14 protein-coding genes and 1 tRNA gene are annotated in these 14,815 nt (G+C 76.9%); 6 read left to right on the top strand and 9 right to left on the bottom strand.

Going from position 1 to position 14,815, the window contains the following annotated elements:
• Nucleotides 1-21: 21 nt before the first annotated feature.
• The 3 genes from ACI79O_RS12505 to ACI79O_RS12495 are packed head-to-tail and all read right to left on the bottom strand — an operon-like array spanning nt 22 to nt 2,557.
• Complete coding sequence (locus ACI79O_RS12505; RefSeq protein ID WP_456889380.1) at nt 22-600, bottom strand: Rv1733c family protein; 579 nt, start codon at nt 598-600, stop codon at nt 22-24.
• Complete coding sequence (locus ACI79O_RS12500) at nt 597-1,487, bottom strand: universal stress protein (protein WP_456914297.1); 891 nt, start codon at nt 1,485-1,487, stop codon at nt 597-599. Before ACI79O_RS12500 ends, ACI79O_RS12505 begins: the two co-directional genes overlap by 4 nt.
• Nucleotides 1,484-2,557, bottom strand: coding sequence for an Acg family FMN-binding oxidoreductase (locus tag ACI79O_RS12495; RefSeq protein WP_456914296.1), 1,074 nt, complete (start codon nt 2,555-2,557; stop codon nt 1,484-1,486). The genes ACI79O_RS12500 and ACI79O_RS12495 overlap by 4 nt, the downstream gene beginning before the upstream one ends.
• 210 nt (nt 2,558-2,767) lie before the next feature.
• Here ACI79O_RS12495 and ACI79O_RS12490 point away from each other — a divergent pair, with 210 nt between their 5' ends.
• Nucleotides 2,768-4,351 (top strand): DUF4389 domain-containing protein, encoded by a 1,584-nt coding sequence (locus tag ACI79O_RS12490; protein ID WP_456914295.1) that lies wholly within the window; start codon nt 2,768-2,770, stop codon nt 4,349-4,351.
• A 56-nt stretch (nt 4,352-4,407) separates the two neighbouring features.
• Here the strand turns inward: ACI79O_RS12490 and ACI79O_RS12485 are convergent, their stop codons facing one another.
• Complete coding sequence (locus ACI79O_RS12485; RefSeq protein ID WP_456874008.1) at nt 4,408-4,944, bottom strand: flavodoxin family protein; 537 nt, start codon at nt 4,942-4,944, stop codon at nt 4,408-4,410.
• Between the two features lie 141 nt (nt 4,945-5,085).
• Here ACI79O_RS12485 and ACI79O_RS12480 point away from each other — a divergent pair, with 141 nt between their 5' ends.
• Together ACI79O_RS12480 and ACI79O_RS12475 are read left to right on the top strand one after the other, a co-directional pair.
• Nucleotides 5,086-6,069, top strand: coding sequence for a proline racemase family protein (locus ACI79O_RS12480; protein ID WP_456914294.1), 984 nt, complete (start codon nt 5,086-5,088; stop codon nt 6,067-6,069).
• Nucleotides 6,066-6,962, top strand: coding sequence for an ornithine cyclodeaminase family protein (locus tag ACI79O_RS12475; RefSeq protein ID WP_456914293.1), 897 nt, complete (start codon nt 6,066-6,068; stop codon nt 6,960-6,962). Before ACI79O_RS12480 ends, ACI79O_RS12475 begins: the two co-directional genes overlap by 4 nt.
• A gap of 3 nt (nt 6,963-6,965) precedes the next feature.
• Here ACI79O_RS12475 and ACI79O_RS12470 read toward each other — a convergent pair whose 3' ends face one another.
• From ACI79O_RS12470 to ACI79O_RS12455, 4 genes are all read right to left on the bottom strand, one after another.
• Nucleotides 6,966-8,555, bottom strand: a complete 1,590-nt coding sequence (locus ACI79O_RS12470) for an LCP family protein (RefSeq protein ID WP_456914292.1) — start codon at nt 8,553-8,555, stop codon at nt 6,966-6,968.
• A gap of 113 nt (nt 8,556-8,668) precedes the next feature.
• Nucleotides 8,669-9,184, bottom strand: a complete 516-nt coding sequence (msrA, locus tag ACI79O_RS12465) for a peptide-methionine (S)-S-oxide reductase MsrA (protein WP_456889392.1) — start codon at nt 9,182-9,184, stop codon at nt 8,669-8,671.
• A gap of 138 nt (nt 9,185-9,322) precedes the next feature.
• Nucleotides 9,323-9,396: transfer RNA gene (locus ACI79O_RS12460), tRNA-Ile, on the bottom strand.
• 77 nt (nt 9,397-9,473) lie between these two features.
• Nucleotides 9,474-9,965, bottom strand: coding sequence for a DUF1707 SHOCT-like domain-containing protein (locus tag ACI79O_RS12455; RefSeq protein WP_456914291.1), 492 nt, complete (start codon nt 9,963-9,965; stop codon nt 9,474-9,476).
• Nucleotides 9,966-10,437: 472 nt separating this feature from the next.
• On the opposite strand from ACI79O_RS12455, the gene ACI79O_RS12450 reads away from it, so the two are divergent.
• Nucleotides 10,438-11,601: a M23 family metallopeptidase gene (locus ACI79O_RS12450; protein ID WP_456889395.1), complete on the top strand. Its 1,164-nt coding sequence runs from the start codon at nt 10,438-10,440 to the stop codon at nt 11,599-11,601.
• 5 nt (nt 11,602-11,606) lie between these two features.
• On the opposite strand, the gene ACI79O_RS12445 is transcribed toward ACI79O_RS12450, so the two are convergent.
• The gene (locus tag ACI79O_RS12445) at nt 11,607-12,521 is read right to left on the bottom strand and encodes a maleylpyruvate isomerase N-terminal domain-containing protein (RefSeq protein WP_456914290.1); all 915 of its coding nucleotides are present in this window, start codon (nt 12,519-12,521) and stop codon (nt 11,607-11,609) included.
• A gap of 109 nt (nt 12,522-12,630) precedes the next feature.
• Between ACI79O_RS12445 and ACI79O_RS12440 the strand changes: the two genes are divergently transcribed.
• Nucleotides 12,631-13,743 carry a GGDEF domain-containing protein gene (locus ACI79O_RS12440; RefSeq protein WP_456914289.1) on the top strand — a complete coding sequence of 371 codons (1,113 nt, stop codon included), beginning with the start codon at nt 12,631-12,633 and terminating at the stop codon, nt 13,741-13,743.
• A 353-nt stretch (nt 13,744-14,096) separates the two neighbouring features.
• Nucleotides 14,097-14,597, top strand: a complete 501-nt coding sequence (locus ACI79O_RS12435) for a DUF3145 domain-containing protein (RefSeq protein WP_456876701.1) — start codon at nt 14,097-14,099, stop codon at nt 14,595-14,597.
• The last annotated feature ends 218 nt before the right edge of the window (nt 14,598-14,815 follow it).

Here is a 14,815-nt window from a genome sequence, read left to right as displayed (position 1 = left end):
CCGGGGTCGGCGCGGCCGGGGTCAGCGGAGCCGGAACCGGGCCGCCCAGACCGGCTCGACCTCGGTCCACTCGCGCGCCCAGCGGCGCAGCCGTGCGCGGTCGAGGAGGGCGCGGACGGCGACGTGCAGCGTGACGGCGGCCGCGGCGACGAGCACGGCGGTGACGGTGCCGGCCACCGCCGTCGCCACCCGTGCGCCGGCCGGTGACAGCGGCGGGCGGGTGCGGCGCCCGTCGGGCTCGACCCAGATGGACACCGTCTCCCCGGCGCGGGTCCCCGCCGGGACGGGCACCTCGCCCTCGCGATCGCTGCCGTCCGGCCCGGTCCAGGCCGCCGGGGCGCCCGCCCCCACGCCGGGCACCGGCTCCGCGTCGGCCAGCAGCACGGCCGGCACGCGGTGGCGCTCCTCCTGCTGCTGCCGGACCTCGGCGGCGACGTCGGTGCCGACCGTGGTGGCCACGGTGAGCCCCACCGGCACGGCGAGCACGGCGAGCAGCGCGCACAGCAGCAGGGAGACCAGTTCGAGCCGGTCGTCCGGGCGGGCGGCGCGTCCCGTGCCACGCCGCAGCCGGGCCACGACCGGACCCGGGGTCGCGCTCACCGGGGCAGGGCGATGCCGGCCGGCCGCCGGGCGGCGCGGCGGCGGTCGGGTGGAGCCGGCGGGACGACCAGCACGGGGCAGCGGGCCCGGGTGGTGACGGCCTCGACGAGCGCGGTCCCGGCCGCCGAGCGCGGGCGGCCGACCACCAGCAGCCCCGCATCCAGGCAGCGGTCCACCAGCACCCTGGCCGGGTCTCCGGCCCGGACGTCGACCGACACCGGGATCCCCGGCCACCCGTCGCGGGCGCGGGCCACGTGCGCCTCGACGAGCCGCCGCCCGGCCGCGGTGACGGCCGCGGCGACCGGCGCCCACGGCTCGGCGAGGACACCGTCCACGCCCTGTCGCAGACCGTCCGCGCGACAGGCGTGGACGACGTGCAGCGAGGTGCCGCGCGTGCCCGCCTGGAGGGCCGCCGCGGCGAGCACGGCGGTGGTGCCGGCGGTCCCGTCCACCCCGGCCACCACGACCGGACCTCCGGGGACGCCCGGGGGCACGACCACGGACACCGGGCAGTCCGACGTCGTCACCAGTGCCCGGGTGACCGGACCCAGGCCGTCGGGACCGCCCCCGGTGCCGACGACTGTCGTGGCCGTGCCCGCGGCCTCGTCCCGCAGCACCCGGGCCGGAGGGCCGTCCCGCACGACCGTCCGCACGGGGAGCGCCGGGACCCGGGTCGCGAGGTCACGGCGGAGCGCGTCGAGGTGGGCGAGCGCCCGGGACCAGGGGCCGTGGTGGGCGCGTCCCGCGTCGGGGGCCTGCTCGACCGCTGTGACGAGGACCAGGGGGCGCAGTTCGCGGTGTGCGTCGTCCGCCGCGGCGAGCGCCACGTGCCGATCGCCGCGGGTGCCGTCGACCCCGGCCACGACCGCCGGCAGGCGGGCGGTCACACCCACGTCGTCCCCCCGCGGCCGTCGGGGACCGGGCGGGTCGGCGGACCGGGCCGGCCGCGGGCCGGGCGCTGGACGGGGGAGGCGCTGTTCTCGACCACCGTGCCGCGGGGACGGCGGGGGGTCGGTGAGGTGGCCGGTGCCCGGCCGATGCGCAGCACCGACTGGGGATGGGCGTCCCAGGTGAGCGCCGAGCGCAGCTGGGTGCGGGTGACGGGGACCTCGACGGCCTGGGTGAGCGGGCCGGCGACCCAGCCGCGGGCGGTGAGCTCCAGCAGCACCCGCTCGAGGGCCTCTCCGCAGCGCAGCCAGGCCAACGGGTCGTCACGGTGGGTGGCGAGCACGACGAGGGTCTGCTCGGTGCCGGAGCCGGTGTCCGGCGGGAGCAGGCCGGCGCCGGTGGTGTCGAAGTCGCGGACGGGCAGCTGGTCGTGCTGGCGGCCGTCGACGTGCGGGACGGCGCTGGTGGGCACGCCGTCGCCGGCGCGCGGCTCGCGGTTGGTCCACCGGCGCAGCTCGGCGCGGTAGGCGGGATCGGCGTTCTGGATGCGGTCGGCCTGCTGGACCAGGCGGGCGAGCAGGTGCACGTGGTCCTCGTGGCTGACCGGGACCAGGACGGTCTCCTCGGCGGCGGCCGCGGCGACCAGCACCCGGAGCAGGTCCTCGGGGAGCCGCTCGGGGTCGTAGCGGCGACGGTTGGTGCGGCGCCGGCGCACGGCGGGGGCGAGGGCGGCCAGCGCGGGGTCGGCCGGGCCGGCGACCGGGTGCAGCACCGCCATCAGGTCGGGGTCGACGGGGTCGGGCAGCCGGTCGACGCGGGCGGCGGTGCCGGCGGCGGCCAGCGCCACCCGGGCGTTGAGCAGCGCGGCGCCGATGCTCTGGGCCAGGGCGCGGCCGGCGGGGTCGAGGGTGGTCAGCTGCCGGGAGCGGTCGGCGGACAGCTCCAGCCGGTCGGGGTGCAGCCGGATCCGCCAGGGCTGGGTGTTGTGCACCGAGGGCGCCAGGACGGCGGCGTCGGCGGCCGCCTCGAGCAGCGGCAGCGACCTGGGGGCGGCGGTGCGGCGGGTCATGGCGCGACTCCTCCGGGCGGTGGTGCCCCGAGCGTCGTCCGTCCGAGGAGCCCCGTCCCGGGCCCGCGGTCCCCGGTGACAGCGACCAACGTCCCCGGTGCCAGTCGCCTTCGGCCGTGTCCGGCGAGCGGCCCGGGACGCGACGCTCGGGTCGGCCGCTCGCGCCGGGAAGACGCCCCGGGTCGCCGCGGCGGCAGGAGGAGGTGTGCCGTGAGCGAGCACGTGTCGCCGACGGCCCCGGCGGGGAGCCGGCCGCCCTACCCGGTGCGCGTCGACGGGCTGCTGGACGCGCGGCTGTCGCGCTGGCTGTGGCTGGTCAAGTGGCTGCTGCTGGTGCCGCACTACGTGGTGCTGGCGTTCCTGTGGGTGGCGGTCGTCGTCGTCACCGTCGTGGCGTTCTTCGCCGTCCTGGTCACCGGGCGGTATCCGCGGCCCCTGTTCGACTTCACCGTCGGCGTGCTGCGCTGGACCTGGCGGGTGCAGCACTACGGCTACATGGCGCTGGGCACCGACCGCTACCCGCCGTTCACCCTCGCCGACGTCCCCGGCCATCCGGCGCGTCTCGACGTGCCCTACCCCGAGCGGCTCTCCCGCGGGCTGGTGCTGGTGAAGTGGTGGCTGCTGGCGCTGCCGCACTACGTCGTGCTGGCGGTGTTCGTCGGCGGCGGCGTCTGGCTGGGCACGGGGTCCTGGGACGGGGACCGCGTCGGGGACGACGGCTGGGCCTTCGGTGGCCTGGTCGCCCTGCTGGTCTTCGTCGCCGGGGTGGTCCTGCTGTTCCGCGGGCGCTACCCCGTCCCGATCTACGACTTCGTGCTCGGCATGGACCGCTGGGCCTGGCGCGTGACCGCCTACGTGCTGCTGCTGACCGACGCCTACCCGCCGTTCCGGCTGGACCTGGGCGGCACGGACCCCGGGTCGGTGCCCGCCACGCCGCTGCCCGCCGCTCCGCCTCCGGCCGGCACCCCGGCGACGCCGGTGGCCGCCGCGCCGTCCGCGGAGGGCCGGTGGACCGCGGGGAGGGTCACGGCGGTCGTCCTCGGGTCGGCGCTGGTGCTCACCGCGACCGGTCCGCTGGTCGCCGGCAGCACGCTGCTCTGGGCCGACCGGGCCGAGCGCGACGCCGACGGCGTGCTGCTCATGCCCGCCGCGTCGGTGGACACCGGCCGCTACGCGGTGACGACCGAGGGGATGGTGTTCGAGGGCGACGGCCTGGACTGGGTGGTCGACGAGCTGCTCGGGACGGCGCGCCTGACGGTGACCCCCGACGACCCGGACGTCGAGCTGTTCCTGGGCGTGGCCCCGACCGCCGACGTCGACCGGTACCTGCGCGACGTGGGGCACGCGACGGCGGAGGAGCTGGACCCGGGTTGGGGGATCTGGGACGACCGGACGTGGGTGATCGACGACGTGCCGGGCGGGGCGCCCGCCGTCCCGCCGGGTGAGGCCGGCATCTGGACCGCCGAGGCCAGCGGCAGCGGCACCCAGGTGCTCGACTGGCGTCCCGACGAGGGGAACTGGACGGTCGTGCTCATGCGGGCCGACGGCGACGCCGGGGTGGCGGCCGTCGCCCGGGCCGGTGCCACGCTGCCCGGGCTCACCTGGTTCTCCGTCGGGCTGCTCGGGATCGGCGTGGTGCTGCTGGTGGTCGGCGGGCTGCTGATCGGTCTGGCCGTGCACGCGGCGCGGCCGCTGCCGCCGTCCGGGCCGGTCCCGGTGACCGGCCGGCCACCGGTGCCCAGCCCGCGCGGCACCGAGCCCGACCTGCCGGTGACCGGGCGGTCGGGGACCTGACCGCGCGCCACGACGCCCCCGCCGCGATCTCGCGGCGGGGGCGTCGTCGTGAGCGGCTACCGGCCGCGGGTCCCGGCGGCCAGGAGCGCGGCCAGGCTGCGGCCCCACCCGCGGGCGCGCTCCTCCTCGCCCTCGACCAGGGGCCCGGTGGTGCCGGCGACCGAGAAGTGCTCGGCGGGGGCGACCACCTCGGCGCCCAGCCGGCCGAGCAGCTTCTCCTCGGTGCGCGACGCGTGGTCCATGCGCGTGATCACCTTGTGGCCGTCGAGACGGGTGTCGAACGCCGCGGCGCGCACCCCGCCGGCCGGCGCCCGCACCGCCTCGAGCCACTCGCGCAGGCCGGTCGCGGTGTCGGGGACGACGGCACCGTGGTCGGACACCGCGCTGCCGCGGGTCGACGGGCGGGGCATGCCGAAGGCGTGGTTGGGACCGCCGACGACGAGCAGGGCCACGTCGGGCCCGATCTCGGCCGGCGCCTCCGCCGCGGCCACGGCGTCGGCGGGCACCGACTCCGACAGCCCGGCCGCGATCGCCTGCGCGATCGTGCGGGCGTCCCCGAACAGGGACTCGTAGACCACCAGGGCACGGGTCACGTGCTCTTCCTCCCTCTGACGTCGGGTGCTCGACGGCGCCGACGCTAGGGACGGCCGTGGTCCTGCCGGCACGGGCGGAGGGCCCGGGCGGACCGGGACGGAGGTCGCTGCCGGGTGCCGGGGGCGTGGCAGGGTGCCGGTGTGCTGCCGGCGACGATCGCGACGACGGACCACGACACGGGCGGCGAGCCGTTCCGGATCGTGGCCGACCCACCGGTGCCGATCCCGGGGACGACGGTCGCCGAGCGGCGGGCACGGGCGATCACCGACCCCGACGTCCAGCTGCTGCGGGCGGTGCTCTGCTCGGAGCCGCGCGGGCACGCCGACGTGTACGGCGGCTTCCTCGTGCCCCCGGACGACGACGGCGCCCACCTTCGCGTCCTGTTCTGGCACGAGGACGGCTTCTCCACCGCCTGCGGCCACGGCACCATCGCGCTCGGCGTGTGGGCCGTCGACACCGGACGGGTCGCCGCCCCGGACACCGGCAGCACCGACGTCGTCGTCGACGTGCCCTCGGGCCGGGTGACCGCGGTCGACTTCGTCGACGTGCCCAGCTGGGTGGTCGCCACCGAGGTGCCGGTGACCACCTCCCGCGGCGAGGCGACCGTGACCGTCGCCTACGGCGGGGCGATCCACGCGACACTGCCGGCCGCCGCGCTGGGCCTGTCGGTCACCCCGGAGCACCTCGGTGCGCTCATCGCCCTGGGACGCGAGGTCAAGCGGGCTCTCAGCGACAGCGAGCACGCCGTGCACCCGGACGACCCCCGGCAGGACGGGGTCCACGGGACCATCTGGTTCGACGAGCTGGGGGACGCCGAGGGGGAGGCCCGCCGGCGCAACGTCACCGTCTTCGCCGACGGCGAGGTCGACCGCTCCCCGTGCGGCTCGGGCACCTGCGCCCGGCTGGCCGCGCTCGACGCCGACGGCCTGCTGCCCGCGGGCACGGTGCTGCGGCACGAGTCGATCGTCGGCAGCACGTTCACCGGGACGGTGCTCGACCGGGTCGACGCCGGCGGGCGCCCCGCCGTCGTCCCGCAGGTCACCGGCACGGCCCACCGGACCGGGGAGCACGTGTTCTGCGTCGACCCGCACCACCCGCTGGTCCCCGCGTTCGTGCTGCGGTGAGGGTCCTCGACGCGGACGACGTCGCCGCCCTCGGCCCGGCGGCCGCGGTGCGGGCGGTCACGGAGGCGCTGCGCGGCGGGCTCGACCCCGCTGCCGACCCGGCCCGCATCCCGGTCGGCCTGGCGCGGGGGCAGTTCCTGCTGATGCCGTCGGAGGCGGCCGGCGCGGCCGGGGTGAAGGTGGCGACCGTCGCCCCGGGCAACCCGGCCCGCGGGTTGCCCCGCGTGCAGGCCGCCTACCTGCTGTTCGACGCGGGGACCCTCGCGCTGCGCGCGGTCCTCGACGGCACGGCGCTCACCACGCTGCGCACCCCCGCGGTCTCCGTCGCCGCCGCCCTCCCGCGGCTGACCGACCGCCCCCTGCGGGTCGCGGTGCTCGGCGCCGGCCCCCAGGCCACCGGCCACGTCGCCACGCTGGCCGCCGTCCGCCCCGTGGACGCCGTCACGTACCTGGTCCGCGACCCGTCCCGGACCCCGCTCGACGCGGTCGCGCTCGGGACGCCGCGGGCCGAGCAGGAGCTGGGTTCGGCCGACGTGGTCGTCTGCGCGACCTCGGCCCGGTCCCCGGTGTTCGACTCCGCCCTGCTGCGCGACGACGCCGTGGTGGTCGCCGTCGGCTCGCACGAGCCCGACGCCCGCGAGCTCGACGCCGCGCTGCTCGGCCGCGCCACCGTCGTCGTCGAGGACGTCGCGACGGCGCTGCGCGAGGCCGGGGACGTCGTGCTCGCGATCGCCGAGGGCGCGCTGACCCCGGCCGACCTGGTGCCGCTGCGCGACGTCGTCACCGGTGCGGTCGCCGTCCCCGCCGACCGGCCGCTGGTCGTCAAGACCGTGGGGATGTCCTGGCAGGACCTCGTCGTCGCGACGGCGGTGGCCGGACGCCACGGAGCCTGAGTCTCAGTTGATGCAGGTCTCGTCCGCTGCCGTGCGGGGCGCCTCGGCGCTGGGCTCACCGGCCGGCTCGGGCGGTGTGGTCGGCTCACCGATGCCGTTGAAGTCGCTGCCCAGGACCAGCTGCACGGTGCCGCTGCCGGCGTCCTCGCTGACCTCGGTGAGGGCGCCGGGGACCTGCGCGGCGAGCGTGGCGGCCAGCGCCTCGTCGCCGGCGGCGTGGCGGACGACGGTCTGCTCGTAGTCGCTGCTGTCGGCGTTGCCGGTGGAGGTCACCGTGAAGCCGGCGGCCTCGAGGTCCGCGGTCGCCTCGGCGGCGATCCCCGAGGTGCCCGAGCCGTTGTAGACCTCCACCGACACCTCCGAGGGCGCCACCGGAGCCGGGGGCTCGGGCGCGGGCGCCGGGTCCTCCGGCTCGGCGGAGAGGGTGGCGAAGAAGTCGGCCAGGGTGTCCTCGTCGGCGAGGCGCACGATCGACCGGCCGTCCTCGTCGCGGGCCGCGGCGTCGGCGATGGGCACGGTCTGGAACTCGATGCTCCCGGCGGTCACCGACTGCATCTGCTGGGCGAGGTCGAGGAGGTCGAGGTCCTCGTCGACGGTGAGCGACTCCGACGCCGCCTCGATCAGGTCCCGCTGCTTGCCGAGGTCGAGCAGCACGTCCTGCGACAGGACCTTGCGCAGCACGCCGCCGATGAACACCTGCTGGCGGACGATGCGGTCGAGGTCGCCGCGGGGGAGGGCCGCGCTGCCGTCCGGCCGGACGCCCTGCCGCTGGCGGACGAAGGCCAGCGCCTCGGCGCCGCTGATCGTCTGCTTGCCGGCCGGGAAGAACGCGCCGGAGAACTCGCGGTCGTCGACGGCGTGGCAGAGGTTGACCTCGACGCCGCCGACGACGCTGGTGAGCTCGAAGAAGCCGAGCAGGTCGACCTCGGCGTAGTGGTCGATCCGCAGGCCGCTGAGCTGGCTGATCGTGCGGATGAGCAGCTGCGCGCCGGCGGCCTGCTTCTCCTCGTCGGGGGCGGAGTCGTCGACCTCCGCGTAGCCGCGCGCGTAGGCGGCGTTGAGCTTGTCCATCCCGTGGCCGGGGATCTCCACGTAGGAGTCGCGCGGGAAGGAGACGAACGAGGCGCGCGACCCGTCGGCCGGGACGTGCACCAGGATCATCGTGTCGGTGTTGATCCCGGAGTCCACGCCGGCGCTGAGCTCGGCGAGCTGCTCGGAGGTCAGCGCGGCGCGGCTGTCGTTGCCGACCAGCAGCAGGTTCATCGCCTCGGGCGCGCCGCCGGTGTCGGCGTTGCCGTCTGCGGGGATGGCGTCGGTGCGGTTCACCGTCGCCTCGGCCACCCGGCCCAGGTACCAGCCCCAGCCGCTGCCGGCCAGCACGACGAGCGACACGAGCACGGCCACGGCGCGACCGAGGACGACGGCCGGGCTGGTGCGGCGGCGCGGCGTCCCGACCCGCCGGCTCCCGTGCGGGCCGGTGGCCTCGGCGGGACCGGAGCCGCGGACGTGGGGGGAACGGCCGGCGCGCGGGTCGAGCCGTGCCGGGAGCGGCCGGGCCGGGGGGTCGCCGTGCTGGTCGCGGTCGCGGCTCACAAGATCGAGGTTAGGGGCGTCCGGCGTCGGGTGGGGGTCCCGGCACCGTCGTGTCCGGTGGTGCAGCGCGAGGCCCTCCCAGGACCCCCGGAGGAGGCCCTGGGAGGGGACGCCTACCGGGTGGCCTGCTCCTGGCGGCGCGGCAGCACCCAGCCCGGCCGCACGTAGTGGCAGGTGTAGCCGTACGGGAACTTCTGCAGGTAGTCCTGGTGTTCCTCCTCGGCCTCCCAGAACGGGCCGGCCGCGGTCACCTCGGTGACGACCTTGCCGGGCCACAGGCCCGACGCGTCGACGTCGGCGATCGTGTCCTCGGCGACGCGCTTCTGCTCGTCGCTCGTGTAGAAGACCGCCGAGCGGTAGCTCCGGCCGACGTCGTTGCCCTGACGGTCGACCGTCGTCGGGTCGTGGATCTGGAAGAAGAACTCCAGCAGCTCGCGGAACGAGATCACGTCGGGGTCGAAGACGACCTCGACCGCTTCCGCGTGGTCGCCGTGGTTGCGGTAGGTGGCGTTCGGCGTGTCACCGCCCGAGTAACCGACCCGGGTCGACACCACCCCCGGGCGCTTGCGCAGCAGGTCCTGCGCACCCCAGAAGCAACCGCCGGCCAGGATCGCCGTCTCAGTGGTCATCGTCTGCCCTTCCTTGTTCGGGACGCTGGCAGAACGCCACGGCGCCTGCCGGGATTCCGCCCCGCGATCGTGGCAGGGACGATCCCGGGGGCGTCGAGGCGCGCCGGATCCTGCCGCGCTGACCTGCACGGATGTCGGTGGGGCGGGTGGGGCTCGAACCCACGACCCAGGGATTATGAGTCCCGTGCTCTGACCGGCTGAGCTACCGCCCCCGGTGCCAGCCTGCCAGACACCGTCCCCAGGGGGCAGCGTCCCGGGGCGGTGGCGCCGTCCCCGGGACACCTCCGGCTCAGTCGGGTCCGGGACGCTCTCCCCAGCCCTCGGGCCAGCCGTCCGACCAGCGCTCCGGACCGCCGTCGAACAGCCCCTGCAGCACCAGTGAGCCGAGCGCGACGAACAGCAGCAGCGTCAGCACCGCCACCAGGGCCAGGCGCACGGCCGTGGGCCCGTCCGAGCGCGCGCCGTGCAGCGTCGCCCGCACCTGCTCCCAGGCCATCAGCCCCAGCGGGCGCCACCCCGGCGGACCGGACGGCGCCGTCGCCGGAGGCAGGTCCGCGGTCAGGGGTGCCAGGTCGCGCAGGTGGACCGCGGCGAAGGCCGACGCCATCCGGTCGCTGCCCTCGTCGGGGGTGAGCAGCCCTCGCGCGACGGCGTCCTGCAGCGCCTGGACCGTGGCCGCCCGGTCGCCGTCGGACGCCCGCAGCGGAGGCGCCGGATGGGGCGCCCTGGATCCGTCCGTGTTTCCCCTCCTCCTGCACGGGTACGGCGGGCCAGCGTGCACGCGGTAGCTGGCAATCCCCTGTGAGTGGGGTCACGGGGGGATGACCAGCCAGTTCGCTCAGACGAGCCGAAGAGGCGCTTGTCGCCGAAAGTGCCGCATCCCACACGTCCCGTGAGACGCGCAGGTCACAGGCCCGCCCGTGCAAGCAGGCGCGCCAGGTAGTTGACCGTTTCGTTACCTGACCTCCGTCCGGCGTAGTACGTTCGCCGACGGTCCCGCCGGGCCCCACGCGCCTCGATCCCCGAGGACACCGGCCGGACCCCGCCTGACCGCCGGCCACCGCGCCGGGACCCGGGACCTCTCCGAGGCCCCTGCTCGGTCGCGCCCGCGTACGGCACACGTGGGTGAGCCGCGCGTCCACTCCGGACGTGGCGGTGACCCGGGAAGCGGACCCGAGGAACGGAGATCCGCCGTCTTGGCGTCCCTGCACCACCGGACCAGCCCGCGTTCCGCCCGCCGCATCCGTCGTGCCGTGGTCGCCACCGGCGCCGCTCTGGGCCTCCTGCTCACCGCGTCCGCCCCGGCCCTCGCCGACCCGGACGACGACGTCGCGGCCGCCGAGGCCACCGAGCAGGCTCTCGTCGCCGAGGTCGAGCGGGTGAGGTCCCAGGTCGCCGCCGCCGAGGAGCAGCTGCAGCGGATGACCGTCGAGGCCGAGGCCGCCGCGGACGCCGCGCTGGTCGCCCAGGCCGAGCTGGCCGCCGCCCAGCAGCAGGCCGAGCTCGCCGCCGCCGAGCTGCAGGCCGCCCGGGACGCCGTCGCGCAGGCGGAGGACGAGGTCGTCGAGCTCGGCCGCGAGGCCTACATGGGCAGCGGGGGCGAGCTCGCCGGGACCGCCTCGGTGCTGCTGGACAGCCAGGGTCCGCGCGAGGTCCTCGAGCGCGCCGCCACCCTCGACCTGCTGGGCGACCAGCGCGCCGAGACGCTGGAGGAGTACGAGCTGCTCGAGGCGCAGGAGGCCGCGGCCGACGCCGCCGCCCGTGCCGCCGTCGAGGAGCGCGACGCCGCCGCCCGCGCCGCCGCCGAGACCCAGGCCGCCGCCGACGCCCGCCTGGCGCAGGCGCAGGCCGACTACGACGCCGTCGCCGCGGAGAAGGCCCGCCTCGACGAGCAGCTGCGCGCCGCCGAGGTCGAGCTGCTGCGCCTGCGTGGCATCGCCGACGCCGAGGCCGCCTACGCCGCGCAGCAGGCCGCGCAGCAGCAGGCGGCGGTCAACGTGCAGTCCTCCGCCGGCGGGGGCATCGCGCCGACCACCGGCCGGGTCACCTCCTGCTACGGCCCGCGCTGGGGCACCATGCACCAGGGCGTGGACATCGCCGCCCCGATCGGCACGCCCGTGTACGCGCCCGACGGCGGCGTGGTCCTGCAGGCCGGTCCCGCCAGCGGCTTCGGCCAGGCCGTGTACGTCCAGCACGACGACGGCCGGATCACCCTCTACGGGCACGTCGACACCTTCACCGTGTCGGCGGGCGAGGTGGTCGGCGCCGGTCAGCAGATCGCCACGGTGGGCAACAAGGGGCAGTCGACCGGCCCGCACCTGCACTTCGAGGTGCACGAGGGCGGCCTGTACGCCAGCCGCGTCAACCCGGTGCCGTGGCTCGAGGCGCACGGCGTCTCGCTCGGCGGCGCCTGCTGACGGCCTCAGCCGCGGCGGCCGCGCAGCCGGCCCAGCAGGTCACCGGCGCCCCCGACGGTGCGGGCGGCCAGCGCCAGGATCGGCCCGCCCGGGATCCCGGGCACCGACTCGACGATCGGCGCCAGCCGCACCAGCTCGGGCAGGTCGCGCACCCGCAGCCGCCGCCGCACCAGCGCGGCGGCCGGGTTGACCCGCCCCGACGCGGCGTCCAGGAGCAGGTCGGCGGGTGCCTCGACGACGGCGCCGGGCGGGCGCTCCCCGTCCACCCGCCGCACCGTCCAGCCGGGCGGGTCCGCGGCGAAGGTCCACCCGCCGTCGGGCGTGAACAGGGTCGCGCCGCCGGAGATGCCCGCCGCGGCGGCCAGCGCCCCGGTGACCTCCGCGAGCGCGGCCAGCCCCGCCTGCAGCACCGGCGGTGGCGGCGGGGGAGCGCCCAGCGGCACCAGGTCCAGGCCGTGGACGGCGAGCTCGTAGGCCTGGCCCAGCACCACCGACAGCAGCGGCAGCCGGCCCACCGTGGAGACCGCCGGCGCGGTGTCCAGCTCGGCCGGCGCGTCGGCGAGGTAGCGCACCGTCGCCTCGCGGTTGCGGCGCAGCGCCGCCAGGACCTCCTCGCGGGGCGCGTCCCGGTGGGCGGCGGTCACCCGGGCGTTGGTGGCGTCGACGTCCGGAGGGGTCCCGGTGCCGCCGGCGCGCGCGGAGGCCTGCAGGTCCTCCAGCGCGGCGTGGTCGGGCCAGGCGCCCAGGTGGACGCACACCTCGTGCGCGCGCCAGCCGGGCAGCCGGGTGGGCCGGTCGAGGTCGACCGCGGCCGCCTGCTCGAGGAAGGCGTCCCAGGCGCCGAGCACCAGCGGTCCGACCACGTCGCGTCCGGCGGCGGCCAGGCCGCGCGGCCGGCCGGCTGCGTCCCTCGCTCCCATGACCGGGCCCTACCCAGCGGGCGGCGGGGCACCCCGGACGGGGGAGCCGCGCGGGCCCGGGGTGCAGGGTGGGGCGGGTCCTGCCGTACCCCAGGGGGTGAGCACGGCGGTGACGGGGAGCGTGGCGCGCGGGGGAGCCCTGCGTGCGCTGCTGCGCCGCGCGCCCCGCTGGCTGGGCGCGGGGCTGTACCGGCCGCTGGCCGACGCCGAGGACCGCGCCCGCTTCTGGGTCCGCCACGTGCAGACCGGGGTGCTGCTGAGCGAGGTGGCGGGCCTGGCCTCGCTGGCCTACACGCTGCTGACGCCGACGGCCGGCCACCGGCACCCGGTGCTGCTGGTCCTGGCCTCGTCCGTGGTCCTCGGGGTGCCGCTGCTGCTCCTGCTGCCCCTGCGCTCGATGGTCTACGACCTGCGCGGAGGCCTGTTCTTCTACACCTGGAGCGCCGCGGTCACCGCCGTCGTCACCGTGGCGGCCCGGATCGACGGTGGCGCGGAGAGCCCGCTCTGGGTCCTCTACTTCCTCAACCTGGTGTTCATGGCGGTGGCCTACCCGCCCGCCGGCGTGCTGCTCACCGGCATCGCCACGACCACCTGCTACGCGCTGGTGGTCGCCGGTCCGCTGGACTCCCACTCGATGTTCGTGGCCACCGTCCTGGTCACCGTGACGCTCGTCTGCGCCTTCACCTCGGCCAACCAGTGGGCCACTCAGGACCGGATGGTGCTGCTGCTGCGCACCCAGCAGGCGCTGGCCACCACCGACCCGCTCACCGGTGTCCCCAACCGCCGGGTCTTCCTCGAGCGCGTCGCGGGCGCCGTGGGCCGCGCCGGCCGCGGCGAGCGCGCCGTGGTCTGCATCGTCGACCTCGACGGGTTCAAGGCGGTCAACGACCGGGACGGCCACGCCGCCGGGGACACCGTCCTGCGCCGGGCCGCCGCCGCGCTGGGCGCCGCGGTCCGCGAGACCGACACCGTGGCCCGCCTCGGCGGCGACGAGTTCGCCGTCCTCGCCGGCTCCCCGGCGCCCGCCGACGACGCGGCGTTGGCCGGGCGCCTGCGGGACGCCGTCGCCGAGGCCGGTGCCGGCTGCGGGGTGACCGCCAGCGTGGGCTGCGCCCTGGTGCGCCCGGACGACGACGTCGCGGACGTGCTGCACCGGGCGGACGCGGCCATGTACCGGGCCAAGGCGGCCGGCGGGGACCGGGTACACGATCTCGTACGGTGACCGTCCCACCCGCGTGGCGGTGACCGAGTGTGACCGGCGGCCCCGGCAGGGGGTTGCGAGACACATTCGGCCGCGACCGCGCGTGACCGGGTGCCCGGTGTACCGTCAGGGCCGCCCAGGGGTGGCTGGGCACGGGGAAGGCGTCCGTGGTATGGCCCTGACCAGCACTTCCGTGGCGGCAGGGGTGCGCGGGACCACATCCGCACCAGCCGCCGCATCCGCACTGGCGCGACCGGTGCCTCATCGTGCACACTGTCGGTGCGTCCCTGGTCCACCGGAGCTGACCACAGCCTGTCACCGAATCGATCGTCCGTTGGGGAAGACGAGACCGATCGAGTCGATGGAGGTGCCTCGTGCAGCGACGGTCTACCCAGGGTGTCGTCTTCGTGCACTCCTGCCCGAAGGCGCTCTGCCAGCACGTCGAGTGGGCGCTCGAGCGCGTCATCGGCGCGCCGGTCTCCCTGTCGTGGGCCGACCAGCCCGCGGCACACGGTGCCTTCCGTGCCGAGGTGGCCTGGACCGGTGCGCCCGGTACCGGCGCCAAGCTGGTCGCCGCGCTGCGCGCGTGGCCGATGCTGCGCTTCGAGGTGACCGAGGAGGCCAGCCACGGCAACGACGGCGAGCGCATGTCCTACGTGCCCGGCCACGGGGTCTTCCGCGCCCCCACGAGCGCCAATGGCGACATCGTGGTGACCGAGCAGCAGTTGCGCACGCTGGCGGCGACCGCCACGTCGGCCGAGGCGTTCCGCCACGGGGTCGACCAGCTCCTCGGTGCGGCCTGGGACGCCGACCTGGAGGTCTACCGGTACGCCGGTGACGGCAGCCAGACGACCTGGCTGCACCAGGTGGTCTGAGGCCGGCGCCGGGCTCCTCCGTCACGATTGAGGCACGACGACGTGAGGCTCCCCGCCCCGGCGTCGTAGGCTCCAGGTCAGGTCGTCCGGACGTCGTCGGGGAAGCGGCGTCCGGACGGCCTCCCGAGAGGCCCGGCCCCCCCCGGCCCGGGGGGGGGGGCGAGCCGCGCCCCCCCCGGGGGGGGGTTTTGGGGTGCTCTGGGTGTTTTTCTTGGGGC

The sequence above is a fragment of the Geodermatophilus sp. SYSU D00696 genome (assembly GCF_054050235.1).
This window is presented reverse-complemented; position numbering and strand designations above follow the sequence as displayed.